Raw genomic sequence first — 24,918 nt, 5'->3', positions numbered from 1 at the left:
CCTTTCGCTGACGGGGTGCTCACCGGGCGGTCTTGCCGGCGGTGCGCAGGCTCGGGAGGGTGAGCGCGGTGAGCAGCACCACGACGCCGCCCAGCCAGGCCACGGTGATCAGCTCTACCTGGTCGACGATCAGACCGCCGACGAGCGCGCCGAGCGCGATGGCCAGGTTGAAGACCGAGACCCACAGGGCCGAGGCGGCCTCCATGGCGTCGGGCGCGGACTTGAGCATCCAGGTCTGCAGGCTGACGGAGACACCGCCGAAGGCGAGGCCCCACAGGATCAGCAGGGCGATGCCGCCGGCCTGGCTCTTGCCGAGGAGCGGGAAGAGCAGCATCGAGGCGGCCAGCAGGGCGATGATGACGGCCATGGTGCGGCCCAGGTTCTTCGCGACGGCCGCGCCGGCGACGAAGTTGCCGATGATGCCGGCGACACCGAAGCCCAGCAGCAGGACGCTGATCAGGTCCTCGTCGATGCCGGAGACCTGCTGGAGCATCGGGCTGACGTACGTGTACGCGGCGAGGTGACCGGTGACGATGAGGGCGGTGGCGATGATGCCGGAGCGGACGCCGCGGTTGGCGAACTGACCGATCAGCTCGCGCACGCTGACGGGCCGGGTGGCGGGCAGCGAGGGCAGCAGGACCAGCAGGGCGACGAGGACCGCGAAGGCCAGGACCCCGAGCGTGGCGAAGGCGGTGCGCCAGCCGGCCAGACCGCCGATCAGGGTGCCGGTGGGTACGCCGAGGACGTTGGCGGCGGCGACGCCGCCGAAGATGAGCGCGGTCGCCCGGGGGATCGCCGCAGGCTGCACCAGCCGGAAGGCGAGACCGCCCGCGACGGCCCAGAAACCGCCGATGGTGATGCCGACCAGCACGCGCGAGGCGAGCAGGATCCCGAAGCTGGGCGCGAGGACGGTGACCAGGTTGGCGACCGCCATCACGGTCATCAGGGCGACGAGCAGGAAGCGGCGGTCCATGCGGCCGACGACCACCGGGATCAGCGGCGCGGACAGCGCCGCGACGAGGCCGGGCACGGTCACCATGAGGCCGGCCGTTCCCTCGGAGACGTGCAGGGCGCCGCCGACCGACGTGAGCAGCCCGATGGGCAGCTGCTCGGCGGTGACCAGGGTGAAGATGCCGACGGCGACGGAGACGACGGCCAACCAGCTCTTCAGGGACGTACTTTCCGGCGCCTGCGCCGGTGCGGCGGTCTCGGCGGGTGTTTCGAGTGTTGCCATGACAAGAACCTCATTCGTGTCTCTGGGGGCGGGGGCCGCCCCGCCGGGAGGCGGCAGGGCGGCCGCGGGGCAGGTCAGGTGCGGGGGACCCAGCCGGACTCGTCCCAGAACCGCAGCTGGCGGAGCTTCGAGGTGGTGGCGATCTCCGCGACCTGCTCACCGCCGAGGACCAGCGTGCTGGGGCGCTCGGGATCGAAGACCGGCCATGCGGGTGCACTCCCCCAGCTACCGCTGGGGGTACCCCCAGCACCGGTGGGCACGCCGTCGCGGGCGAAGGCGGCCACCAGGTCCATGAAGGTCTCGGAGACGGCGCGCTCGTGCGGTCCGTCGTGGAACAGCGGTACGGTCTCCGGCACCGGGTAGGTGGCGGAGACCGCCGCGGGGTCGCCGTACGTGCCGAACAGGAACGGCGAGGTCGCCTCGTGCGGGGTGCCGTGGTGGGGCGGCCGTACGGGGTACGCGAACTCCATGACGTACTGCGGCGAGCGGCCGTGGCGGGCGTGCCGTTCGGACAGCCGCATGATCTGGTAGCGGAACAGCGCGTCGCCCCAGATCTCCGTCCACAGCGACAGCGGGTCCTGCGCGAGCCCGTCGGCCTCGGCCGCCTCGCGGTAGGCGGATATGCAGGCGTCGGCGAGCTCGTACGGAACCTTGTCCATTCCCTTCTCCAGTACGCCGCGCACGGCTTCGCGGAGCTCGGCCGCGTCGGCGGGCGGCGGGGTGGGGGTGGGCTGCGGGGGGCAGGGGCCGGTGTAGAACGAGCCCTCGGTGCGGGCGTGGACGGCCAGGACCGGCACCTCGGGGGTGGGCAGTTCGTAGTCGAAGGCGCTCATCCAGCGGCCGTCGACGACAGGGCCGCGGAATTCGCGGCCGCTGCCGACCTCGCGCTCGCCGGGCAGGCCGCCGAACACCTCCTCCCAGGCGCCCATCACGTCGGCCGCGGGGACGTCCCGCAGGCCCGGCACCGTCGTGCCGAGCCGGCGCGCGACGGACTCGTACGCCTGGCGGGAGTCGGCGGGGGACAGCGAGGTGGACGGCTCCCACACGTGGCAGGCGCTGATCGGGACGATGCGGCGGATGATGCCGCGCAGCTCGGGCAGGAGGGCGAGCTGCCAGGTGCTCGCCCCGCCGGCGGAGGTGCCGGCGACGGTGATGTTGCCGGGGTCGCCCCCGAAGGCCGGCGCGTTCTCGTGGACCCAGCGCAGCAGTGCCGCCTGGTCCTGGAGACCCCAGTTGGCGAAGTGGCCGGTGTCCGGGTCGGTGAACTCCTCGTGCAGGCCGAAGCCGAGTGCGCCGAGGCGGTAGTTGAAGGTGACGACGACGAGGTCGCCGCGGTCGGCGAGGCGGGCGCCGTCGTAGACGGGCAGGCTGCCGCCGCCGACCATCCAGCCGCCGCCGTGGATGTAGACCAGCACCGGCTTGGCACCCCCGGCGCCGCCCTCGCCCCCACCCTCGGCGTCGCCGTCCGTGGCGGGCGCGGCGGGTGTGGCGGGCGTCCAGACGTTGGCGTACAGGGAGTCCTCGGCGCTGCCGGGGATGATCGGCTGGAGCGACTCGGGGGCGAAGGCCGTGGCGTCGCGCACCCCGCTCCACGGCGCGGCCGGCCGGGGCGAGGCGAAGCGCAGGTCACCGACCGGCGGCGCGGCGTACGGGATGCCGCGGAAGACGGACAGCCGTCCGGAGCGCTCCCCGGCGATCACGCCGGTGCTGGTGTGCGCGAGCACGGATCCGGCCGCGGCATCGTTTTCTGGCGAAGGGCTGTGGGCGGCAGAGGTGGCCATTGCCGTGTGTTCTCCATCGTCGTCGACGGGCGGTCAGTCACGCCGACTCCACGGCGCCCATTCGAACCGAATGTGCCGCGTCGGATGACTCTGGAGCATCCGATGCTGGTAACCGCGCGAGAACCCCGCAACAAGCGGCAGGGCACTGTGTCAGGTGCCGGATTGTCCGTCAGATCGATTCGGAAACGACCGGTTGCCGTGTATTTTCATTCGGCGTACGCTGCCGGGTTCGAATCGTCAAGGAGAATGCGATGCTGGACGAAGCAGGAGTGGCCGAATACCTCGAGCGGATCGGCGCGAAAAGGCCTGGGAAAGCCGATCTCGAAGGCCTGCGCCACCTTCAGGAACGGCATGTCCTCTCGGTGCCCTTCGAAAACATCGACTACCACCTCGACCGCGAGATCCGCCTCGGCGAGCAGGTTGTCGACAAGATCGTGCGACAGCGGCGCGGGGGCGGCTGCTACGAGGTGAACTCGGCCTTCGCGGTCCTGCTGGACGCCCTCGGGTACCAGGTCGAGATCCTGCCGGGCCGGGTCTACCGGCCGGACGGGCTGGGGCCGGCGATGTGCCATCTCGCGCTGCGGGTGACCCTGGACGAGCCCTGGCTGGTCGACGCCGGATTCGGCCGCAACAGCCGCCACCCGCTCCGCTTCGCCACCGCTGACGTGCAGCGGGACCCGCACGGCGAGTACCGGATCGCGGCAGCCGGGGCCGGCGGGTTCGACGTGGCCCTGGAGGGGGGCCCGCTCTACCGGATCGACGACCGCCCCTGCCGCCTCGAGGACTTCGGGCCCACCCTGTGGTGGTGGCGCAGCAGCCCCGACTCGCCGTTCCTCCAGGAGGTGTTCTGCTCGCTGCCGCTCGCGGACGGCCGGGTCACGCTGAAGGGGAAGCGCCTGGTCAGGGTCGAGGGCGGGGTGCGCACGACCGAGCGGCTGGAGAGCGACGAGGAGGTCCTGGCCGCGTACCGCACCCACTTCGGAATGCTGCTCGACGAACTCCCGCAGACGGCGGCCCACACCGCACCGTCGGGATCCGGCTGACCTGACACAGACAGTTGACGGACTCACCCGAATAACGTGGACCGGCTCCTCTGGCCAGGCGCACGATGCGAAGAGTACGGCGTTACTCCGTACCCGGAAGGAGCATTGTGTCCATCGTTGATCCCTTGCTGGAATTTCCACTCGACACCCAGCCGGACCCCGACGAATTCCTGCGCGCCGCCCTGCGGTGGCATTTCTCCCCGGAAACGGGTTCGCCGTTCTGGCTGGAACGCGCAGGAACTCTCGGGTTCGATCCACTGACCGACATCGGCGGATTCGCCGACCTCGACAAGTTTCCCAATCTCGCCAACGAACTGCGCCACGTACGGGCCGAGGACCTCATACCCCGCGGCTACGGGGAGCACCCCGAGGTCGTGGGCGTCTACGAGAGCGGCGGCACCACCGGCGCCCCCAAGCGCATCGTCCTGCTCCAGGAGTGGCTGGACCGGCTGCTCACCTGGAGCAGCGCCCAGCTGGACCGCCACGGCGTCCCGCAGAACGTGAACTGGCTGGTCGTCGCCCCGACCGGGCCCCACATGGTCGGTGACGTGATCAAGCGGCAGACCGCCTTCCGCGGCGGCCTCGCCTTCACCGTCGACCTCGACCCGCGCTGGGTCAAGAAGCTCATCTCCGACGGCAAGGGCGCCGAGGCCGGCGCGTACGCCGAACACATCGTCGACCAGGTCGCCTTCCTGCTCCAGACCCAGGACATCGGCGTCCTGATGTGCACGCCGCCGGTCCTGGAGCGCCTCGCCCGCCGCGACGACCTCGCCAAGCTGATCGACGAGAAGGTCAAGGCGATCAACTGGGTCGGTACCCAGATGGACGCCGACACCCGCTACCTGTACCGCACCGAGGTCTTCCCCAAGGCCCACCTGTACAGCGGCTACGGCTCGACGATGATCCTCGGCAACGCCAGCGAGCGCCCGGGCCTCTCCGACGACGACCCGTGCATCTACGACCCGTTCTCCCCCCACATGGTCTTCGACGTGGTCGACCCCGGGACCCGCGAGACCGTCCCGTACGGCGAGCGCGGCCAGGTCGTCATGCACCACATCAGCAAGAGCCTGTTCATGCCGAACAACCTGGAGCGCGACTACGCGACCCGCGTGCCCGGCCCCGAGGGCATCTGGCAGCTCGGGGACTCCGTGGCGGACATCGCGCCGGTCCGGGAGTTCGACAACGAGACCGTCATCGAAGGGGTCTATTAATGAGTGCCGGCCTGATCACGCTGGACGCGCTCGGGCCCGCCGGACCGTTCCGCGCGCGCAAGCGCACGACCGTCGCCGATGTCACGGGCCGGCCGGTCGCCGAACTCAGCCTGGTCCCGAAGCTGTTCGTGACCCGCGCGATGGACGCCCTGCGCAAGGCCGATGCGATGCCGGCCGGCGAGCGGACGGCGGCGCTGGCCCGCGCCGGGAGGATCTTCGCCGAGGAGACGATCGACGGGCTGTCGTTCGCCGAGTACGAGCACACGGTCGCCCGCGTCTCCGGTGTGCCCCTCGGCGTCGTGCAGGCCGCGACCGCCGCCATCATCGAGGCGACCGAGCAGTCCCGGTTCGCCGCGTACCAGGCCCGGCCGACCGGCGCGGTGGACGACTGGCGCGCCGAGGAGACCCGCAGCGGCAGCGCCGTGTGGACCCGGCGCGGCGACGTGTTCGCCGTGCACGCCGCGGGCAACCACCCCGGCCCGCACTCGCTGTGGGTCGAGGCCCTCGCCCTCGGCTACCGGGTCGCGGTGCGGCCCTCGCGCCGCGAGCCGTTCACCCCGCACCGGCTGATCTCGGCGCTGCGGGCCGCCGGCTTCGGCAATGACCAGGTCGTGCTGCTGCCCACGGACTACGACGCGGCGGACGAGATCCTGCGCAGCGCCGACTACGGCCTCGTGTACGGCGGCGACGACGTGGTGCGCAAGTACGCGGGCACCAACGTGCTGCCGCAGGGCCCCGGCCGCTCCAAGATGCTGGTCCCGGCCGGTGTCGACTGGCGCGACCACCTCGACACCATCGTGGACTCCATCAGCCACCAGGGCGGTGTGGCCTGTATCAACGCCACCACCGTGCTCGTCGACGGAGACCCGGCGCCGCTCGCGCAGGCCATCGCCGAGCGCCTGGCCACGATCCCCAGCCTGCCCCCGGAGGACGCGAAGGCGGTCCTCGCGGTGCAGCCGGTGGAGGGGGCGCGGGCGATCGAGAAGTTCCTGCTCGCCAAGGCGGCCGGGACCACGGCGCACCTCGGCGGCGACGGCATCGTGGAGGAGCTCGGCGACGGCAGCGCCGTACTGCGCCCGGCCGTGCACCGGCTGGAGCGGCCGGACGCCGAGCAGGCCGGCATCGAACTGCCCTTCCCCTGCGTGTGGGTGGCCCCCTGGTCGCCCGCCGACGGGATCGGGCCGCTGCGCAACTCGCTGGTGCTGACCGCTTTCACCGAGGACGAGGCGCTGATCGACGCGCTGCTCCAGGAGCCCACCATCAGCAACGTCTACCTGGGCGACCACCCGACGTACTGGATCAGGCCGGGCGTTCCGCACGACGGCTACCTCGGCGAGTTCCTGATGCGGACCAAGACCGTCATCCGCGACTGACCACCCGGCGGGTCCGGGCCGCGGCCGCTGTGGTGGCCGCCGCGGCCCGGACCCGCGTACGCACAGGCCGCCCGTTCTTCCCTTCACCCGTCACACCCGTCACCCGTCACCCGTCACCCGTCACCCGTCACCCTCACCGTCGCCCTTCGCCCGAACAGGAGCATTGTTGTCATGTCCATGAATGGAATGGTCGGTTCCAGACCTGTGAGACCGCCGCGGCTCCCCTCGCTGACCGGACTCCGCTTCCCCGCGGCCCTGCTGGTCTTCTTCTTCCACGCCTCCCTCGGAGTGCCGTGGATCCGGCTCTTCGAGGACGACACCGCGAACGACGCGTTCGCGAAGTACGCCTCGCAGGCCGGCGCCCTCGGCGTCACCTTCTTCTTCGTGCTCAGCGGCTTCGTCCTGACCTGGTCGGCCCGCGACCAGGACACGATGCGGGCCTTCTGGCGCCGCCGTTTCGTCAAGATCTACCCGAACTACGTGATCACCTGGGCGCTCGCGCTGCTCACGTTCGCGGCCGTCATGACGAAGCCCTGGCAGGCCGTGGTCAACCTGCTCATGGTGCAGGTGTGGGTGCCGGACTTCGCCACCAACTTCAGCGTGGACCCGCCCAGCTGGTCCCTGGGCGCCGAGGCGATCTTCTACCTCGCCTTCCCGGCGCTGTTCCTGCTCATCAAGAAGATCGACCCGGCGCGGCTGAAGTACTGGATCGGCGGCGTCACCGCGGCCGTCTTCCTCACCCCGACGCTGACCTACGCGGTCATCCCGGGCGGCGGCATGCAGATGCCCGGCGCCGACGGCACCTCGACCGTGCAGTACTGGTTCGCGTACGTCCTGCCGCCCGTCCGGCTGCTCGACTTCGCCCTCGGCATCCTGGTCGCCCGCGCCGTGATGGCGGGCCGCTGGCGCAACATCGGCACGACCTGGTCCGCGCTGCTGCTGGCCGCGAGCTACGCCGTCGCGATGAACGTGGAGCACCTGTACGCCCAGCGCGCGGTCACCCTCGTCCCGATCGTGCTGCTGATCGCGGCCGTCGCCACGCGCGACGCGGAGAACAAGCCGACGCCGTTCAACAACCGGTTCATGATCTGGCTCGGTGAGATCTCCTTCGCCTTCTACCTGCTCCACTACATCGTCCTGGCCTACTCCCGGAAACTGCTCGGGGACCGGCTCTACCCGACCCCGGCCGGCATCGCGCTGATCGCCGCCCAGATCGTCGTCGCGGTGCTGCTGTCCTGGGCCCTGTACGCCTGGGTGGAGGCGCCGATCACGCGCCGCTTCTCCAGCTCGCGGAAGGCCAAGGCCGCGAAGGCCGCGGCGGCCGAGGCCGCCGCCACGGGCGCCGGCTCGTCCGACTCCGAGGGCCGCACCCTCGAGACCGTCTGACACACCGCCGCACTCCACCGCGCTCCACCGTACGGCCGCGCCGTCCCACCGGCGCCCCCGCCGCCGCGGCCCCGCCCTGCGCCGCCCTTCGGGTTCCCGGGACCCCGAAGGGCGGCATCTTCCGTCTCTCAGGCCGCGCCGGCCAGCAGCCGGTGCCCCGCCGCGGGCAGGCCCCGGCCGACGTACGGCCGCAGCTCGCCGTACGCGCCGGCGTCACCGACGAGGATGCCGCCGAGCAGGGTGCGGCAGTCCGCGTCCAGCACGAGCTTCGCGTACGTCCCCGCGGCCTCGTCCAGCCGGCTCAGCTCCACCGCACCCTCGGCGCCCGCATGGGCGTCGCCGAAGCTCGCCACGTCCACGCCGAGCAGCTTGAGCCGGGTGGACAGGTCCGCCTCCCCGAACGGTTCCCCGCCCAGGCCCAGCAGCTGCCGGGCGACGGAGGCCGCCATCCGGTAGCCCGGTGCGGCCAGCCCGTGGCAGCGCCCCGACACGGCCGCGCACTCGCCGATCGCCCAGATCCGCTCGTCCCGCGTCCGGCACAGCTCGTCGACCAGGAACCCGCCGCGTCCGCCCGTGGCCAGGCCCGCCGGTCCCGCGAGTTCGTCCCGCGGCCGCACTCCCGCGGAGAACACCACGACTGCCGCCTCGAGGGCGCTGCCGTCGGCCAGGACCACCGAGGCCACCCTGCCGTCCGGGCCCGCCTCGAGCGCCGCCGTCGCCACACCGCAGTGGATCCGCAGCCCCCGCTCCGCCACGCGCCGCCCGAGGACACCGCCGCCGGCCGCGTCCACCTGCAACGGCATCAGCCGCGGGGCGAGCTCCACCACGTGCGGCTCCATGCCGAGCAGCCGCAGCGCGTTCGCGGCCTCCAGGCCGAGCAGCCCGCCGCCGACCACCACGCCGGGGCGGCCCGGTACGGCGGCGGCGCGGATCGCGTCGAGGTCGCCGAGCGAGCGGTAGCCGAAGCAGCCGGGCAGGTCGCGGCCCGGCACGGGCGGGACGAACGGCCGCGAGCCGGTGGCCAGGACGAGCGCGTCGTACGCGACCACATCGCCGTCGGTGGTGGTCACGGTGCGCGCCGCCCGGTCCACGAAGGCCACGCCGGTGCTCAGCCGCAGCTCCAGCAGCGGGTCGTCCAGGAGGCCGGGCCCGGCCAGGGCGAGGTCCGCCGCGCTCCTGCCGTCGAGGTACGAGGAGAGCGCGACCCGGTCGTACGCGGGGTGCGGCTCCTCCCCGAGGACCACGATCCGCCAGAGCCCGGCGGTGTCCAGGGACCGCAGGTCGGCCACGAGCCGGTGTCCGGCCATGCCGTGCCCGGCGACGACGAGGGTACGAGCGGTATGGGTCATCGGTCCCCACTCCTTCCGGGCGTGCCGCCCTGGTCTTCGGCCGTGCGGGCCGGGTCTTCGGCGGTGCGGGCCGGGACTTCGGGCGTGCGGCCCTGGTCTTCGGCCGTGCGGCCCGGGTCTTCGGCGATGCGGGCCGGGTCTTCGGGCAAGCTGCCCGGGTCCTCGGGCGTGCGGGCCGGGGCCCGGGGCGGGGCGGCCCGGTCGTGCAGTGCCGCGGCCGGGGCGCTCGGGCCCTCGGGCCGGTCCTCGGCGCCCGCCGGGCGCGGGTGGCACAGCGCGCGGACGACGTCCGTGCAGCCCCCGCAGCCGGTGGTGGCCCGGGTCGCCGCGGCGACCTGCGCCACGTCGGCGGCGCCGGCCCGGCAGGCCTCGGTGACGGTGTGCTTGGTGACGTTGTTGCAGCGGCAGACCACCGCGTCGTCGGGGAGCTCGTCGGCCCCCGGCGCGGCCGGTGCGATGCCGAGCAGGAGCTCCAGCCGCCCCGTCGGCACCGGCAGGTCGAGCTGGTAGAGCCGGCTCACGGCGGCGATGGCCCGCGGCAGCCCCAGCAGCACCGCCTCGGTGATCCGCTGCCCGTGCAGGGTGAGCCGGGCGTACCGGCCGCGTGCCGGATCGGCGAACGCGACCACCTCCGCGCCCTCGGGGGCCGGCCCGCCCCGGCCCAGGCGGACGAGGTCGATGCCGGGCACCCGCAGCCGGGTGATCTGCCGGGTGCCGAGGTGGCGTACCGGGGCGCCCGTGAGCTGCCGGGCCAGCGACTCCGCCTGCGCCCAGGCGGGTTCGAGGTGCCCGGCGGCGTCCCCCGGGTGCTCGGCGCAGTCGCCGATGGCGTGGATGTGCGGGTCGTCGGTGCGCAGCAGCCCGTCGACGACCACACCGGTGCGGACGGTGAGACCGGCCCGGCGGGCGAGCCCGGTCTCGGGGACGGCGCCGGTGCACAGCAGCAGGGTGTCGGCGGCGAGGACCCGGCCGTCGTCGAGGGTGAGCTTGCCGGCGCAGTACGCGGCGGCCGTGCGGCCGGTGTGGACCTCGATCCCGAGGCCTTCCAGGCTCCGGGCGAGCAGCGCGCCCGCGGCGGCGTCCAGGTGCCGGTCCAGGAGGTGCGGGCCGCGGTGGACGAGGGCCACCTCGTGCCCCGCCCGGCGCAGCGCGGCGGCCGCCTCGACCGCGAGGGGCCCGCCGCCGACGACGACGGCGGCCCCCCGGGGTTCGGCGGCGCACCGCTCGGCATCGGCGAGGGTCCGCAGCGCCGTTGCACCACCGGCCGGCAGGCCCGGGATGCGGGGGACGGCCGCGCGGGACCCGGTGGCCAGGACCAGCGTGTCGTAGCGGTGCACGAAGCCGTCGTCCCCGTACGCAAGGCGCCGCGCGCGGTCGATCCGGGTCACGGTGACCCCGGTGTGCAGGCGGGTGCCCGCGGGCAGCGCGGGCAGGGCGAGGGCGGTGGCCGGCAGCGTCCCGTCCAGGACGGAGCCCAGCAGCGCCCGGTGGTACGGGGCCTGCGGCTCGGCGCCGAGCACGCTCACGCCGCTCCGGTGTCCGTGGTGGTGCAGCCGCTCCGCGAACCGCTGCGCGGCGGGGCCGCCGCCGACCACCAGCACCTCGCCCGCGCTCACGGCCCCACCTCCGCCGCGGGCTCGGTCACGGGCTCGATCCGCACCGCGCACACCTTGAACTCGGGCATCTTGCTGCGCGGGTCGAGCGCCGCGCTCGTGATCAGGTTGGCCCGGCCCGCCCCGGCGAAGTGGAACGGCAGGAACACCGTGTCCGTCCGCAGCGAGGGGACCAGCCGGACCCGGGCGAGGGTGCTGCCGCGGGCCGAACTGACCCGGGCCGCCCCGCCGTCGACCAGCCCGTACCGCCCGGCCGTGTCGGGGTGCACCTCCACGAAGGCCTCCGGCGCGGCCGCGGCCAGCTCCGGGACCCGGCGGGTCTGCGCACCCGACTGGTACTGGGCGAGCACCCGCCCGGTCGTGGCGTACAGCGGGAACGCGGCATCGGGCGTCTCGGCGCCGTCGCGGTGCTCGACCTCGGCGAACCGGGCCAGCCCGTCCGGGTGGGCGAAGGCGTCGAGGAACAGCCGCGGGGTGCCGGGGTGCGCCGCCGCGCCGTCGGCGGACTGGTTCTCGAGGGGCTGGGGGCACGGCCAGTACAGCGCCTCGCCCGCGTCGAGCCGCTCGTAGCTGATCCCGGAGTAGTCGGCGCGCCCGCCGCGCGAGGCCCGCCGCAGCTCCTCGAAGACCTCGCGCGGCGCGGTCGCGAAGCGGCCTGCGGGCTGGCCGAGCCGGACCGCGAGGCCGTGCAGCACCTCCAGGTCGCTGCGTGCCTCGCCGGGCGGGGACAGCAGCCGCCGGCGGCGCAGCACCCGGCCCTCGAGGTTGGTCATCGTGCCCTCCTCCTCGGCCCACTGGGTCACGGGGAGGACGACGTCCGCCAGCTGCGCGGTCTCGGAGGGTACGAAGTCGGCCACCACCAGCAGGTCCAGGGACTTCAGCCGCTCCCCGATCCGGGCCGCGTGCGGCGCCGAGACCACCGGGTTCGAGCCGAAGACGAGCAGGGCGCGCGGCCCGCCGGCCGTGCCGAGCGCGTCGAGGAGTTCGTACGCGCTGCGGCCCGGGCCCGGCAGCGCGTCGGGCTCCACCCCCCACACCGCGGCGACGTGGGCGCGCGCGGCGGGGTCGGTCAGCATCCGGTAGCCGGGCAGCTGGTCGGCCTTCTGGCCGTGCTCGCGCCCGCCCTGGCCGTTGCCCTGGCCGGTCAGGCAGCCGTAGCCGCTGCCCTCGCGGCCGGGCAGGCCGAGGATGAGGGCGAGGTTGATGAACGCGGCGACCGTGTCGGTGCCCTTGCTGTGCTGCTCGGCGCCGCGCCCGGTCAGTACGTACGCCCGCTCCGCGCCGGCCAGCAGCCGGACCGCCTCGCGCATGTCGGCGACCGGGACGCCGGTGACCCGCTCCACCCGCTCGGGCCACCAGGCGGCGGCCCGCGCCCAGGCGGCGTCGAAGCCGGTGGTGCGCTTGTTCAGGTAGCCCCGGTCCGCGCGGCCCTCGACGACGGCGAGGTGGAACAGGCCGAGGGCGAGGGCGAGGTCGGTGCCGGGCGTCGGCTGGAGGTGCAGGGCGGCGCCCTCGGCGGTGGGGGTGCGCCGCGGGTCGATGACGATCAGGCGCGCCCGGTCGAGGTGGCGCATCAGCGGCGGCATGGTCTCGGCCGGGTTGGCCCCGGCGAGCAGGATCACGTCCGCGTCGCCGAGGTCGGTGACGGGGAACGGCAGGCCCCGGTCGAGCCCGAAGGCCGCCGAGCCGGCGGCCGCCGCCGAGGACATGCAGAACCGGCCGTTGTAGTCGATCTGGCTGGTGCCCAGTGCGACGCGGGCGAACTTGCCGAGCTGGTAGGCCTTTTCGTTGGTGAGCCCGCCCCCGCCGAACACGCCCACCGCGTCGGGTCCGTGCGCGGCGCGGATCTCCCGCAGCCGGGCGGCGATCGTGTCGAGCGCCTCCTCCCAGGTGGCGGGGGCGAGCCGGCCGTCCGCGCCGCGCACCAGGGGCCGGGTGAGCCGCCCCGGGGTGTCCAGCAGCGCGGGCGCCGTCCAGCCCTTCTGGCACAACCCGCCCTGGTTCACCGGGAACGGGGTCGGCTCGACGGCCGTACGGCCCGCGTCGTGCGTGAGCCGCGTACCGCACTGCAGCGCGCAGTACGGGCAGTGGGTGACGACCCCGGATGCGGTGGTCTCAGACACGGGAGGCCCCGGTCCGCACGCGCTCCGGCGCGCTCTCGGCGGCCGGCCGCCTGCGCAGGTAGACCGCCCAGGTGACCAGTACGCACACCAGGTAGAAGCCGAGGAAGGCGACGAAGGCGGGCTCGCCGGATGCGGAGGCGCCGCTGTACGCGCTGCGGAAGACCAGGTTGACCCCGACCCCGCCGAGGGCGCCCACCGCGCCCGCGATGCCGATGACCGCGCCCGACAGCCTGCGGGCCCGGGCGAAGGCGGCCCTCGCGTCGTGGCCGGAGGTGACCGCCTCCTCCGCCTGGCGGGCGAAGACGGCCGGGATCATCTTGTACGTCGAGCCGTTGCCGATGCCGGTCAGCACGAACAGGGCGGTGAACCCGGCGACGAAGAGCCCGTACGAGCCCTGCGCCGAGGCGAGCAGCAGCACTGCGGTGCCCGCCGCCATCGCGCAGAACGTCAGCAGCGTGACCCGGGCCCCGCCCCACCGGTCGGACAGCAGACCGCCCACCGGCCGGAACAGCGAGCCGAGCAGCGGCCCGAGGAAGGTGTACGAGGCGGACTCGAGCGGGGTGGCGCCGAACTGGCTCTGCAGCACCAGCCCGAAGGCGAAGCCGTAGCCGATGAACGAGCCGAAGGTGCCGACGTAGAGGAGCGAGATCCACCAGGTGTGCGGGTTGCGGGCGGCCTCGCGCTGGGCGCCGGGGGCGCTGCGTACGGCCGCGAAGTTGTCCATCTTCAGCGCGGCGAGCAGCGAGGCCGCCACGATGAGGGGGAGGTAGACGGCGATGACGTACGCGGGGTGGGTGCTGCCCGCGGTGGCGATGACGAGCAGGCCGATCAGCTGGATCGCGGCGACCCCGAGGTTCCCGCCGCCCGCGTTGATGCCGAGGGCCCAGCCCTGGAGGCGTTGCGGGAAGAGGGCGGTGATGTTGGTCATCGAGGAGGCGAAGTTGCCGCCGCCGACTCCGCCGGCGGCGCCGATCAGCAGGAACACCCACAGCGGGGTCCCGGGGCGCTGCACGAAGTACAGGGCGGCGAGGGTGGGGACGAGCAGGACGGCCGAGGCGAACGCGGTCCAGTTGCGGCCGCCGAAGCGGGTCACGGCGTAGCTGTAGGGGAGCCGGAGGGCGGCGCCGACCAGGGTGGGGACGACGACGAGCAGGAACTTCTGGGAGGGGGTGAAGCCCAGGCCGATCGCGGGTGACATGAAGAGCACCAGGACCGACCACATGCTCCACACCGAGAAGCCGATGTGCTCGGAGAGGACGGAGAGGATCAGGTTGCGGCGGGCGGTCTGCTTGCCGGAGCGCTGCCAGAACTCCTCGTTCTCGGGGTCCCAGTCCTCGATCCAGCGTCGGGTGGCGGGCCGTGCGGGCGGCGTCATGGCTCCTCGGCTTTCTGTTCGGCGACTGACCCTATGAACTATACAGTTCAGTTCAGTTGACCTCAATGGTCAGTTCGGCCACGTCAGCGCCCGGTCCACCAGCACCCCCGCGCCCCCGGTGTACGTACCGGGATCGCACAGCCGCGCCAGCTCGTCCGTGCTCCGGCGCCCCTTGAACGCGGGCTCCTCGGCGAGCAGTTCGTACAGGGGCCGCCCGCTCTCCTCGGCCGCGGCCGAGACCCGGGTCAGCAGCTGCTTCGCCGCCGCCTTGCCCAACTCCGGTGCGAGCACGGCCGCGATCCGCTCGGAGACCACCTGGCTGCCGGTCAGCAGCAGGTTGGCCCGCATCCGTTCCGGCCGGGCGGTCAGGCCTTCGGCGAGCTCGACCGCGGTGTGGGCGGCGCCGCCGACCAGCCGCAGGGACTCGCGCAGCAGCTGCCATTCGGCGTGCCAGGCCCCGGCCGAGCGCTCGTCCTCCGAGATCAGGCACTGCACGAGCCCGGTGGCGAGGACCGGGACCTGGAGGGCGGCGCTGCGCAGCAGCGTGCTCAGGACCGGATTGCGCTTGTGGGGCATGGCCGAGGAGCTGCCGCGGCCGGCCACGGCGGGCTCGGCGACCTCGGCGACCTCCGTCCGGGCCAGGTTCTGCACGTCGACCGCGATCTTCCCGAGGGCGCCGGCGGTGAAGGCGAGCGCGGCGGCGAGATCGGCGATCGGCGTGCGCAGGACGTGCCAGGGCAGTGCGGGGCGGGCGAGTCCGGTCTCGGCGGCGAAGGCCCCGACCAGGTCGTCCAGGTACGCGCCGGGGTCGAGCGGGCGGTCCGCGCCGTCGATCCGGGCGTATTCGAGGTAGCCGGCCAGCGTTCCGGCCGCGCCGCCGAGCGACACCGGCAGCCCGCCGTCCTGCACCTGGGCCAGGCGCCGGTCGGCGTCCAGGACCAGCCGGCGCCAGCCGGCCGCCTTCAGCCCGAAGGTGGTGGGTACGGCCTGGAGGGCCAGCGTGCGGCCCGCCATCGCCGTGTCCCGGTGCGCGCCGGCCAGCCGGGCCAGGGCCTCGGCGGTGCGGGCCAGATCGGCCCGGATCAGCTTCAGGGTCCGGTCGGCCACCAGCATGGCGCCGGTGTCGAAGATGTCCTGGCTGGTGGAGCCGCGGTGCACGTACTCGGCGGCTCCGGTGCCCTGCGCGTCCTGCTCCGAGACCACCCGGGTCAGCGCCTGCACCAGGCCGACCACCGGGTTCGCGGTCTCCCGGGCGGCCAGGGCCAGGGCCCGCAGATCGAGGTGCTCGGCGCGGGCCGCCCGGGTGATGGCCTCCGCGGCGGCCTCGGGGAGGGTGCCGAGTCCGGCCTGGGCCCGGGCGAGAGCGGCCTCGGCGTCGAGCATGGCCTGGAGCCAGGCCAGGTCGCAGACGGCCTCCTCGGCGGGGGTGCCGGCCCGTACCGGCGACAGCAGCCCCGCGTCGGTGAGCGTGTCCTGCGGCGCCCGGCCCGTACCGGCCGTGCTCGTACCGGCGGTGCTCGTACCGGCCGTGTTCGTACCGGCCGTGTTCGTACCGGCGGTGCTCATACCAGGACCCCGGTGAGGTCGGTCTCGGTCGGCAGCGGCGCGACACCGCTCGGGACCACGCTCGCCGCCGGGAGGGCCAGCACCGAGCGGGCGATGGCATCGGAGTCGCCGAGGGTGACCGAGTCGACGCCCGGGCGGATGCCGGCCGCGGTGACCCAGTGCACGGACTCGGTGGGCACCCCGTACGCGAACCGGCGCGGGTGGGCCCGGCCGCGGGCGTCGAGCAGCCGGTACGGGCGCTCGGTGACGGCGAGGCCGCCCGACTCGTAGCTGGTGCCGTCGGAGCCGGCGATCCGGTACGTGGTGCACTGCTCGGTGTCGAGCAGGTGGCGCAGCAGCGGGTCGTCGGTGCGCCGCAGGTCGGGCTCGGGCAGCCGGGCCTCGATCAGGACGGTGGCGCGGACCGCGGGGCCGGGGACGGTGCGGGACTGGGCGACGAAGGTCGCGTCGTCGCCGGCGGCGGTGTCGACGCGGATCTCGGTCCCCGGACCGGTCAGGACGAGCACCCCGGCGTCGATGAGCGCGATCATCTCCTCGATGCGGGAGGCCGGCGGGCCGATGGAGAGGAAGGCGTTGAGCGGCGTGTACCAGCCTTCCAGGTCGTCGCGGTGCGAATCGCCGTCCAGTCCGCCGTGGTCGACGGCGAGGCGGATCTCGTTGCGCAGGTCGCGCATCACGTCCAGGGCCGCCTTGAGCGGGCCGCTGAGGTTGCCGGCCCTGGCCTCCGCGACGTCCTTGGCCAGGTACGCGACCAGCCAGTCCCGGAACTCCTCGCGGCTGGTGAACTCGCGGTCGCCGTACGGGCGGGAGAGCTTCTCCCAGTCCCAGCGCTGCTCGTCCTCGATGCCGTAGACGTCCAGCAGCGAGCCCCGGTCCTGCGCCGAGTCCAGCGACAGGTACCGCTTGGTGAATCCCTCGCGCTCGGCGCCGCGGCCGCGGGCCTCCAGGAGGGTGCCGTAGTACACGCTCTCCGTCTCGCGGGAGATGAGCGGCCACAGGTCCGCGGAGAAGCTGATGCGCTCGCCGTCCTCGGAGCGGCGGCGCATCTCGGCGATCCGCTGCGGGGTGAGCAGGCGGGGCAGGTAGCGGCCGTACGCGCCCTTCTCGTTCTCGCCGCGGGCGTGGTAGGGGATCCCGCGCCGCGAACTGGCGTACAGCGTGGGCTCGTTGCCGGAGGGCCGGTAGACGAGGCGGCCGTCCTCGGCGCGGACGAAGGTGCCGCCGCGGCCGGCGGTGAAGAGCGCCATGTGGTCGAAGAAGTTCAGGCCGAGCCCGCGCAGCAGGACGTTCTCGCCGGGCTTCACGACGTTCAGGTTCAGGTCCGCCGGGTTGGCGGGCGTGACGTACGTGAGGTGGTGGATCCGGGCGAGGCTCGCCGTCTTCGCCTCGCGGGGGGTCAGCCGGGCCGGTACGTGGCCCTGCGCCATCACGATCGCGTCGAGCGCGTTGAGCCGGGTGCCGTTCTCGAGGCGGACGCCCTGCTGCCCGCCGGTGGTGCCGTGCGTGTCGGCCATGGCCACGGCCCGGGAGCGGTGCACCTCGACGGTGACGTGGGCGGGGGCGCCGCGCACGACCCGCTCGAAGGTGGCGCGCAGGTAGCTGCCGTAGAAGGCGCGGCTGGGGTACGTGTTCGGGCCCAAGCGGCGGGCCTCGGCGACGGTCGCCCCGTCCGCGGCGCCGGACTCGGCGACGCCCTTGGCCCACTCGTACAGGCTCGGGCCCGGCTCGATCGGGCCCTCGGTGCGGACGCTGTCGTCGGTGTAGATGGTGATCTGGGAGGCGACCGTGTTCATCAGCAGGTGCTGGGACTGGTCGGACCGCCAGACCTGGCCGGCGCCCGGCGCCGACGGGTCGACCATGTGGACGGTGACCGCGGAGTGCGAGGGGTTCCCGCGCTCGTTGGCGCACAGGCGCTCCAGGACGGAGAGGCCGCGCGGGCCGGCTCCGATGATGGCCACCTGGTGCTGTCCCTGGTTCTGGTTCATCGCTGCTCTCCGTTCGGGGCGGTGTTCTCGTCGAGGGTGCGGGCGCCGTGCATCCAGGCCACGTAGTCGTGGAGCTGGTCGGGGGAGTACGAGGACAGCTGGTCGTTGCGGGCCGAGGCGGCGGCTCCGGAGGTGTGCCAGAGCTTGATGCTCTCCCGGGCGAGGAGCTGGATCCGGGCGGTGCGCTCGCGCCGCTCGGCGTTGAACTTCACGAAGCGCTCAGGGAGTTCACCGGCGCCGCAGTCGAGCAGGTCGCCCAGGATCACGGCGTCCTCGAGGCCCTGGCAGGCGCCCTGCGCCACGTAGTGGAGCATCGGGTGGGCGGCGTCGCCGAGCAGGGCGACCCGGCCGTCGGTCCAGGTGTCGACCGGGTCCCGGTCGACCAGGACCCAGGACTTCCAGCCCTCGCCGAGGGCGAGCAGGCGCTGCGCGTCCTCACCGAGGGAGGCGAACTCGCGGCGGATGTCGCCCGGGGAGGCGGGGACCCCGGCGAGCGTCTCGGCCGCCTTGTTGTCGCTGCTGGCCGCGAGGTTGAGGTACTTGCCGCCGGCGATCGGGTAGTGCACGAAGTGGCAGTGGGGCCCGGTCCACCAGGTCACCGAGGTGAGGTGGCGCAGCTCCTCGGGGACCTGCTCCATCGGGATGACGGCGCGGTAGACGGTGATCCCGGAGTTGCGGGGTGCGCCGTCGCCGACGAGCTGGGCGCGGATCGCGGAGTGGATGCCGTCGGCGCCGATCAGGGCGTCGCCGGTGATCCGCTTGCCGTCCTCCAGGAGGACCGAGGCGCCGGTCGCGTCCTGCTCGTACCCGACGGCGGTGGCGGCGCTGCGCAGTTCGATGGAGTCGCTGGCCTGGCAGGCTTCGAGCAGCTTGGTGTGCAGCTCGGCGCGGTGGACGACGGCGTACGGGTTGCCGAACCGCTCGCGGTAGCGCTCGGTCAGGTCCATGCTGACCACGTGCCGGCCGGTGACCCCGTCCATGAACCGGAGCTCGTCCATCTGTACGGCGGTGGCGCGGACGGCGTCTCCGAGGCCGAGGCGGTCGAGGGCGTGCAGGCCGTTGGGCGCGAGCTGGATGCCGGCGCCGATCTCGGCGAATTCGGGGGCGCGTTCCAGGACGAGGACCCGGTGTCCCCGGCGGGCGGTGGCGAGGGCGGTGGCCAGCCCGCCGATCCCGCCGCCGACGATGATCAGCTTCGACATCAGACGTTCTCCTCGATGCGGTCGGCGGTAGCGGTGGCGCCGGCGGTGGCGGTTGCGGTGGCGCCGGCGGTGAGCAGCCGGGCGAGCTCCAGCCGCTTGATCTTGGTGGTGGCGGTCTGCGGCAGTTCGGACTGGCGCCACTGGACGGGCTCGGCCATCGGCGGCAGTCCGGCGACGGCGGTCTTCCAGGCCTCGGGGTCGAGGGGCCTGTCGTCCTTGGTGCAGACGACGGGGACGGCGCGGCCGCTCTCGTCGGGGATGATGATGACCTCGGCGAGCTCGTCCAGCCGGGTGAAGAGGGTGTCCTCGGCGGCGAGGGTGGAGCCGAAGCCCTCGATCAGGTCGACCTCGCGGTCGAGCAGGTGCACGCAGCCCCACTTGGTGCGGTAGCCGACGTCGCCCATGCGCCACCAGCCGTCGTTGACCTGCTTGTCGTAACGTTCCTGCTCGCCGAGGTAGGTGACGATCCGGCCGTCGCTCTTGACCTCGATGAAGCCCGGGTTGGTCTCGGAGGGCGGCAGCCCGTTGCGGCTGACGACGCGGACGTCGGTCATGCCGGGGAAGGGCATCCCCACGCAGCGGCCGTCGGCGTCGAGCCCGCGGCGCTTGGAGAAGGAGCGGGCGACGGCCGGGCCGATCTCGCTCTGCCCGTACAGCTGGCCGAAGACCGGGGCCTTGCGCTTCGTCGCCTTGAGCAGCCGCTGCACGGTGCGCGGGTGGATGGCGTCGAAGGTGCTGCTGAAGAGCTTCACGTTCGCCAGGGGCCCGCGGGGGTCGTCGGCCAGTTCCTCCCACTCCATGAAGGAGTTGGGGTGGGCCTCGAGGATGCCGGGGCGCAGCCGGGCGAAGAGGTCGGCGGCCTGCCGGGGGTCGGAGTCGGCGAGGACGACGATCGGGAAGCCGCGGAAGAGGGAGATGGCGAGGGCGGTGATGAGCCGCGAGTGGACGAAGGAGACGTGCATGGCGATGGTCTCGCGGCCCGGTATGAGCGGCTTGGTGATCGCGGCCTGCGGGCGGTAGCGCGCCTGGAGGGTGGCGCCGGTGTGGACGGCGAGCTTGGGGGTGCCGGTGGTGCCGGAGGTGTGCGTGATCAGGGTCGGGTGCTCGGGCGGCATGGTCACGGCGGGGACCCGGGGGACCCCGGCGAGCGAGGCGAGTTCGGTGGCCTCCCGGTAGCTGCCGGAGGTGAGCAGGACCTGCTCGGCCTCCTGGAAGACCGAGGCGGGCAGCTCCGTCTCCAGCTTGTCCTGGTCGGTGAGCAGGTAGGGCTGGTCGGTACGGCGTACGAGTTCGGCGACGGTCTCGCCGTCGAGTTTCGGCGACAGCAGCACCGGGACGGCGCCGATGCGGGCCACCGCGCAGGCCAGCAGGGTGATGTCGAAGCCGTCGGACTTGTAGACGACGACCCGGCGGCCGGGGCGGACCTTCGCGGCCCAGAGCCGGGATGCGAAATCGTCGATCAGGTCGGCGACCTCGGCCACGGTCGCCCGGCGCCCCAGGGCCGGGGCTATGTCCAGGTCGTGATCGAGGATCACGACGTTCGTCGGGTGCTTTCTCGCGGCCCGCTCGAAGAGCGTCCCGAGCCGGATTCCCTTGTTCCCGATGCGCTGCAGAATCATCGCCCAGCCCTTTCCCACGTAAGTTGCAATGACGATCGGTGACGATCAGTGACGAACCGGAAGCTCAGGAGCCGGTACCGGCGAGGCCGGCCTCGATGACGACCTTGATGCGCGCAAGGGTCGCGGCGAGATCGCCGGCCACCTTCTCGCCCCACTCGGCGAAGAACTGCTGCTTGCGGTCCTCGTCCATCTCGGCGGTGATGCCGCGGATCCCCTCGGTGGCGGAGCCCATCCGGAAGTGGTGGGCGAGGAGGCTGCCCTTGCCGTCCGCCTCGATGGAGAAGCCCCAGACGCTGTCCTGCTTCTCGCCGGAGCTGTTGTGCATGGCCCACTGGAAGGTCCGGCCGGGCTCGGCGGCGACGACTTCGGCGAACGTCGTCCACTTGCCGCGTACCACCGGTGCCCAGGAGACGACGTCCTCGCTGCGCTCGTTCTCGCCGCGGAACACCGAGCCGACCGCGCCGGGGGCGCCGGTGGCCCATTCCCCGCCGAGGCACTCGGCGCTCCACTCGCCGCTGCGGGCCAGGTCGCTGACGACGGCGTAGACCTCGGCCGGCGCGGCGGTGACGTGGATCTGGGCTCGCGACCGGAAGAGGGGAGTCTGGGTGTCGCTCATGGATTGACCTCCTATTGCCTGAACTGTCTTCAACTGCTGTCTCGTCTGCTGTCTTCAACTGCGCTGCCCGGCGCCGTGTTTGGCGTCTTCAGCTAGATGAACCATACAGTTCAGTTCAACTGAACGCAACGGTACAGTTCAGTTGAGTCCTAGACTGGGCCCGCACCTTCGAGGAGACAGGGATCGACATGACCGCAAGGATCAGCGCCAACGAAGCACGGCAGGCCGTTCCCACCGGGGCGCGCGCAGCGCGCAAGCGCGAGGCCATCCTGGAGGCGGCGCGCACGGTGTTCCTCCGCGAGGGCTTCGGGGCCGGAGTGGACCAGCTCGCCGCCGAGGCCGGCGTCTCGAAGGTCACCATCTACAACCACTTCGGCAGCAAGGAGAACCTGTTCAACGCCGTGATCGGGCAGACGCTCGACGAGGCTTTGGAGGTGGCCCAGTCGGTGATCCAGGCCAGGCTCGCCGAGTCGGACGACGTCCGCACCGACCTGCTGGAGGCCTGCCGCACCTGGGTCGCGGGCCTCACCACCCCGGAGGTGCTGGCGCTGCGCAACGTGATCGCAGGCGAACGCCACCGCTTCCCGGAACTCGGAGCCACCTGGCAGGAGGAGGGCCCCGGCCGCCAGCACGCGGCCCTGGCCACGGCCCTGCGCCGCCTCGACGACCGCGGCCTCCTGCGCATCCCGGACATGGAACTGGCCGTCCTCCAGCTCTCGGGCCTGGTCCTCTCCCCGCACCTGGTCTACGGCGCCTACGGCACGGCCCTGGACGAGGACCTGGCGGAACGCCTCGTCCAGGGCGGCGTGGACATGTTCCTCCACCAGTACGGCGTGAACCTGTAGGGCCCGCCGTTCGGATCATCCGGTCGTTGAAGGGGCCGCCGACCGGGGAGGCGGCGCGGCACCGATTCCCCCGCCCGGGCTCTCGGAGGGTGTTCCGCGAGAATTCAGCGGCTCTCGTAGCGGTTGAGGGCGGCTTCTCCGGTGCTCGGCTTCACGAGGTGGCCGACGCGCGGTGTGCTGGTGGGCGTTGGCGGACGTCTTCAAAGCGTCGCAAAATGCCTCTAAGCCGTCAATCCCAATGGGAATAGGGCGAGTTGCGTGAGCCCCGGGCGGGGTGCGCAACCGGCACGCACGTACCGTTGCGGCATACCAGCGGCACATGGAGGGCGGTCCGGGACGTGAACGAGGCACAGGACGGGGGCGAAAGCGGCCGGGACGGCCGCCTCCGGCGTGCGGGGCTGGCCAGCGGTTCGGTGACGGCGCTCGTCGCGGTGGCGGCGGTCGTCCCCTTGGGGCTGATGGCCGACCTGCCTTGGTGGGCGGTGACGGCCGCGGCCTTGCTGACAGCGGGGTTCGCCTTCTGGACCGGGGCCCGGATCGGCCGGCGGGAAAGCATCCAGGACCAGGCCTTGGAGCCCGGGGAGACGGTGGTCGGCACCTACGCCGTCCGCCCCCCGTACACCGACCACACACCCCCCGCAGCGCATGAGGGGCCTCAATACCAACTCCGCTTGACCACCCGCGGCATCCAGATGTGGGAGCGCTCCGTCCTGCTGTGGCGGCACCCGTGGCCGGAACTCCGCGTGATCGCCGACGGCCCGCGGCTGCGCATCCACCACCAGGGTCAGGAGGTCGGCGCGATGCTGCTGGAGCAGCCCGGTGCCGTACAGGAGATCCACCTCGCCGCAAGGCGGCGCGGGGCCGCCTGAAGCAGGCCGACTAAAAACGTGACAAAACACCCTCTCAAGGCTTCGCGATGCTGCGCCGGGGCAATCTCACCCGCCGCTGCCGTGGTGTGCGCGCTGGCGCGGAAGACTTCGGCAATGGCTCACTGGACCAGGTCCGTGTGCGGATGATCCGGGGACTCCGGGCAGACGTAGAGCTGTAGGTGATTGCCCCCGGAGACCTGGACCCCGGGCGAGTTCACCACGCCGGAGTGGGCGACCGCGGCGATGGCTTGGTCTTCGTACGGGACCCAACTGCGGTAGCCGGAGTGTCATTCCTTCGACTCGGACAGTGGGCGTACCGATCCCCGTACGGCCGGCGCCGGGAGCTTCACCGGCGGTCCGCCGCGCAGTCGCCGAAGGGCCGGGCCCGTGGCGGGCCGGACTCAGTGCACGGCCAGCCAGGTGATCCCGCCGGCGCAGGCCGCGGCGCCGGCGGCCAGGGCGAAAGGCTTGGAGTGGCGCAGGGTGTACGCCAGGAGCACGGCGGTGAGGAGGACGGCCAGCGTGCCGATCACGCTGCGCAACAACCCCTGGCTGTAGGCGAATTCCTCGAAGTGGCGGATGAGCCACACACCCCAGACAAACCGCATGGCGCCTCCCCCTCGTGATCTTGATGAGCGTATCCCGGGCCGGCGGGGCCACCGGCGCGATCCGGCCAGGCCGGGCGGGAAGACAACGGGGGCACCCGCCGGTGTGCGGCGGTGTGCCCCCCGTTGTGTCTGCTGTGCAGGGATCAGTTCTCGTAGCGGCCCAGGCGGTCCGCCGCGTAGTCGTCGAAGGCCTGGTCGATCTCCTCGGGGGTGTTCATCACGAACGGGCCGCTGCGGAAGACCGGTTCGCCGATCGGCTCGCCCGTCAGGAAGAGGAGGTCGGCGCCGACCGGGCCGCCCTCGACCAGGACCGTGTCGCCGTCGTCTCCGAGGACCGCCAGTTCGCCGTTGGCCAGCTCGCTCGAGGCGACCTTGCCGCTGCCGGACAGCGCGTAGACCGCCGCGTTGCGGCCCGTCGGCGCCGGGAGCTGCGCGCTCGCGCCCGGGGCGAGGGAGGCGTGGACGACCGTCACCGGGACCTGGGTGTCGAAGGGGCCGGTCACGCCGAGCGCCGAGCCCGCGATGACCTTGAACCAGGAGCCGTCCAGGTTCCGGACCACCGGGATCTGCGCCGCGCCGTGGTTCTGGGTGCGCGGGCGCAGTCCCTTGAGGGCGGCCGGCAGGTTCACCCAGATCTGCAGGTTGTGCTGGAGGCCCCCGGCCGCGCGGAAGGCGTCGGTCGGCTGGGCCGAGTGCACCACGCCCGCGCCCGCCGTCAGCCACTGCACGGCCCCGGGCGGTACGACCCCGCGGTTGCCGGTGGAGTCCGCGTACTCGATGTCGCCCTCCAGTACGTACGCGATGGTCTCGAAGCCGCGGTGCGGGTGGTCGGGGGCACCCTTGGGCTCGCCCGGGCCGAGGTCCACCGGGCCGACCTGGTCGACCATCAGGAACGGGTCCAGCTGTGGGATCCGCGGCGTGGGGAAGGGGCGGCGGACCGGGAAGCCCTCGCCCTCCAGGGTGTGTACCGGCTGGAGTACGTCGATCACCGAACGGATCGCGGTGGCGGTGGCGATGGCGGTGGCGGTCTCGGTGACGGAACCCTGCGTGGTCATGATGCCTTCTCTCGTCGTCGGCGGTCGTCGCTCTCCGGTCGAATGAACCATACAGTTCAGTTCAG

Annotated in this window: 19 protein-coding genes; 6 read left to right on the top strand and 13 right to left on the bottom strand. The window is 73.0% G+C overall.

The features are described from left to right. Positions 1-19: 19 nt before the first annotated feature. A complete protein-coding gene (locus tag AB0I68_RS06330; RefSeq protein ID WP_363176030.1) occupies positions 20-1,234 on the bottom strand; it encodes an MFS transporter in 1,215 nt (404 codons plus the stop codon). Between the two features lie 74 nt (positions 1,235-1,308). Then, positions 1,309-3,015, bottom strand: coding sequence for a carboxylesterase family protein (locus AB0I68_RS06325; protein ID WP_363176029.1), 1,707 nt, complete (start codon positions 3,013-3,015; stop codon positions 1,309-1,311). A gap of 251 nt (positions 3,016-3,266) precedes the next feature. On the opposite strand from AB0I68_RS06325, the gene AB0I68_RS06320 reads away from it, so the two are divergent. From AB0I68_RS06320 to AB0I68_RS06305, 4 genes are all read left to right on the top strand, one after another. Beyond that, positions 3,267-4,058 carry an arylamine N-acetyltransferase gene (locus AB0I68_RS06320; protein WP_363176028.1) on the top strand — a complete coding sequence of 264 codons (792 nt, stop codon included), beginning with the start codon at positions 3,267-3,269 and terminating at the stop codon, positions 4,056-4,058. A gap of 107 nt (positions 4,059-4,165) precedes the next feature. Beyond that, positions 4,166-5,269, top strand: a complete 1,104-nt coding sequence (locus tag AB0I68_RS06315) for a phenazine antibiotic biosynthesis protein (RefSeq protein WP_363176027.1) — start codon at positions 4,166-4,168, stop codon at positions 5,267-5,269. Further along, positions 5,269-6,642: an aldehyde dehydrogenase family protein gene (locus AB0I68_RS06310; RefSeq protein ID WP_363176026.1), complete on the top strand. Its 1,374-nt coding sequence runs from the start codon at positions 5,269-5,271 to the stop codon at positions 6,640-6,642. The genes AB0I68_RS06315 and AB0I68_RS06310 overlap by 1 nt, the downstream gene beginning before the upstream one ends. Before the next feature lie 171 nt (positions 6,643-6,813). Continuing rightward, positions 6,814-8,028: an acyltransferase gene (locus AB0I68_RS06305; protein ID WP_363176025.1), complete on the top strand. Its 1,215-nt coding sequence runs from the start codon at positions 6,814-6,816 to the stop codon at positions 8,026-8,028. A gap of 128 nt (positions 8,029-8,156) precedes the next feature. Here AB0I68_RS06305 and AB0I68_RS06300 read toward each other — a convergent pair whose 3' ends face one another. From AB0I68_RS06300 to AB0I68_RS06260, 9 genes are all read right to left on the bottom strand, one after another. Beyond that, positions 8,157-9,377 carry an FAD-dependent oxidoreductase gene (locus tag AB0I68_RS06300; RefSeq protein ID WP_363176024.1) on the bottom strand — a complete coding sequence of 407 codons (1,221 nt, stop codon included), beginning with the start codon at positions 9,375-9,377 and terminating at the stop codon, positions 8,157-8,159. Beyond that, complete coding sequence (locus tag AB0I68_RS06295; protein ID WP_363176022.1) at positions 9,374-10,993, bottom strand: FAD-dependent oxidoreductase; 1,620 nt, start codon at positions 10,991-10,993, stop codon at positions 9,374-9,376. Before AB0I68_RS06295 ends, AB0I68_RS06300 begins: the two co-directional genes overlap by 4 nt. Next, complete coding sequence (locus AB0I68_RS06290) at positions 10,990-13,113, bottom strand: molybdopterin oxidoreductase family protein (protein WP_363176020.1); 2,124 nt, start codon at positions 13,111-13,113, stop codon at positions 10,990-10,992. Before AB0I68_RS06290 ends, AB0I68_RS06295 begins: the two co-directional genes overlap by 4 nt. Continuing rightward, positions 13,106-14,488 (bottom strand): nitrate/nitrite transporter, encoded by a 1,383-nt coding sequence (locus tag AB0I68_RS06285; RefSeq protein ID WP_363176019.1) that lies wholly within the window; start codon positions 14,486-14,488, stop codon positions 13,106-13,108. Before AB0I68_RS06285 ends, AB0I68_RS06290 begins: the two co-directional genes overlap by 8 nt. Before the next feature lie 69 nt (positions 14,489-14,557). Then, positions 14,558-16,054, bottom strand: a complete 1,497-nt coding sequence (locus AB0I68_RS06280; RefSeq protein ID WP_363176018.1) for a lyase family protein — start codon at positions 16,052-16,054, stop codon at positions 14,558-14,560. Further along, positions 16,051-18,039, bottom strand: a complete 1,989-nt coding sequence (locus AB0I68_RS06275) for an FAD/NAD(P)-binding protein (protein WP_363176017.1) — start codon at positions 18,037-18,039, stop codon at positions 16,051-16,053. Before AB0I68_RS06275 ends, AB0I68_RS06280 begins: the two co-directional genes overlap by 4 nt. Then, a complete protein-coding gene (locus AB0I68_RS06270) occupies positions 18,036-19,241 on the bottom strand; it encodes an FAD-dependent oxidoreductase (protein ID WP_363176016.1) in 1,206 nt (401 codons plus the stop codon). The genes AB0I68_RS06275 and AB0I68_RS06270 overlap by 4 nt, the downstream gene beginning before the upstream one ends. Beyond that, positions 19,241-20,860, bottom strand: a complete 1,620-nt coding sequence (locus AB0I68_RS06265) for an AMP-binding protein (RefSeq protein ID WP_363176015.1) — start codon at positions 20,858-20,860, stop codon at positions 19,241-19,243. Before AB0I68_RS06265 ends, AB0I68_RS06270 begins: the two co-directional genes overlap by 1 nt. Positions 20,861-20,924: 64 nt before the next feature. Beyond that, entirely contained in the window at positions 20,925-21,476 is a 552-nt protein-coding gene (locus AB0I68_RS06260; protein WP_363176014.1) for an SRPBCC family protein, read from the bottom strand. A 188-nt stretch (positions 21,477-21,664) separates the two neighbouring features. On the opposite strand from AB0I68_RS06260, the gene AB0I68_RS06255 reads away from it, so the two are divergent. After that, on the top strand, positions 21,665-22,321 hold the full coding sequence (locus AB0I68_RS06255; protein ID WP_363176013.1) for a TetR/AcrR family transcriptional regulator: 657 nt from the start codon (positions 21,665-21,667) through the stop codon (positions 22,319-22,321). Between the two features lie 338 nt (positions 22,322-22,659). Next, positions 22,660-23,190, top strand: coding sequence for a hypothetical protein (locus tag AB0I68_RS06250; protein WP_363176012.1), 531 nt, complete (start codon positions 22,660-22,662; stop codon positions 23,188-23,190). Positions 23,191-23,591: 401 nt separating this feature from the next. Here AB0I68_RS06250 and AB0I68_RS06245 read toward each other — a convergent pair whose 3' ends face one another. Together AB0I68_RS06245 and AB0I68_RS06240 are read right to left on the bottom strand one after the other, a co-directional pair. Continuing rightward, on the bottom strand, positions 23,592-23,798 hold the full coding sequence (locus AB0I68_RS06245; protein WP_363176011.1) for a hypothetical protein: 207 nt from the start codon (positions 23,796-23,798) through the stop codon (positions 23,592-23,594). A gap of 143 nt (positions 23,799-23,941) precedes the next feature. Next, positions 23,942-24,853: a pirin family protein gene (locus tag AB0I68_RS06240; protein ID WP_363176010.1), complete on the bottom strand. Its 912-nt coding sequence runs from the start codon at positions 24,851-24,853 to the stop codon at positions 23,942-23,944. Positions 24,854-24,918: the final 65 nt, after the last annotated feature.

This window comes from Streptomyces sp. NPDC050448 (assembly GCF_040655295.1).
GTDB lineage: Bacteria > Actinomycetota > Actinomycetes > Streptomycetales > Streptomycetaceae > Streptomyces.
Note: the sequence above shows the minus strand (reverse complement) of the source record. Positions and strands in the feature narration are given on the sequence as shown.

Coding starts and splice junctions, on each gene's coding strand:
- AB0I68_RS06265 (WP_363176015.1), bottom strand. CDS start 20,860: ATGATTCTGCAGCGCATCGGGAACAAGGGAATCCGGCTCGGGACGCTC.
- AB0I68_RS06255 (WP_363176013.1), top strand. CDS start 21,665: ATGACCGCAAGGATCAGCGCCAACGAAGCACGGCAGGCCGTTCCCACC.
- AB0I68_RS06260 (WP_363176014.1), bottom strand. CDS start 21,476: ATGAGCGACACCCAGACTCCCCTCTTCCGGTCGCGAGCCCAGATCCAC.
- AB0I68_RS06245 (WP_363176011.1), bottom strand. CDS start 23,798: ATGCGGTTTGTCTGGGGTGTGTGGCTCATCCGCCACTTCGAGGAATTC.
- AB0I68_RS06305 (WP_363176025.1), top strand. CDS start 6,814: ATGTCCATGAATGGAATGGTCGGTTCCAGACCTGTGAGACCGCCGCGG.
- AB0I68_RS06270 (WP_363176016.1), bottom strand. CDS start 19,241: ATGTCGAAGCTGATCATCGTCGGCGGCGGGATCGGCGGGCTGGCCACC.
- AB0I68_RS06320 (WP_363176028.1), top strand. CDS start 3,267: ATGCTGGACGAAGCAGGAGTGGCCGAATACCTCGAGCGGATCGGCGCG.
- AB0I68_RS06240 (WP_363176010.1), bottom strand. CDS start 24,853: ATGACCACGCAGGGTTCCGTCACCGAGACCGCCACCGCCATCGCCACC.
- AB0I68_RS06330 (WP_363176030.1), bottom strand. CDS start 1,234: ATGGCAACACTCGAAACACCCGCCGAGACCGCCGCACCGGCGCAGGCG.
- AB0I68_RS06280 (WP_363176018.1), bottom strand. CDS start 16,054: ATGAGCACCGCCGGTACGAACACGGCCGGTACGAACACGGCCGGTACG.
- AB0I68_RS06325 (WP_363176029.1), bottom strand. CDS start 3,015: ATGGCCACCTCTGCCGCCCACAGCCCTTCGCCAGAAAACGATGCCGCG.
- AB0I68_RS06300 (WP_363176024.1), bottom strand. CDS start 9,377: ATGACCCATACCGCTCGTACCCTCGTCGTCGCCGGGCACGGCATGGCC.
- AB0I68_RS06310 (WP_363176026.1), top strand. CDS start 5,269: ATGAGTGCCGGCCTGATCACGCTGGACGCGCTCGGGCCCGCCGGACCG.
- AB0I68_RS06275 (WP_363176017.1), bottom strand. CDS start 18,039: ATGAACCAGAACCAGGGACAGCACCAGGTGGCCATCATCGGAGCCGGC.
- AB0I68_RS06285 (WP_363176019.1), bottom strand. CDS start 14,488: ATGACGCCGCCCGCACGGCCCGCCACCCGACGCTGGATCGAGGACTGG.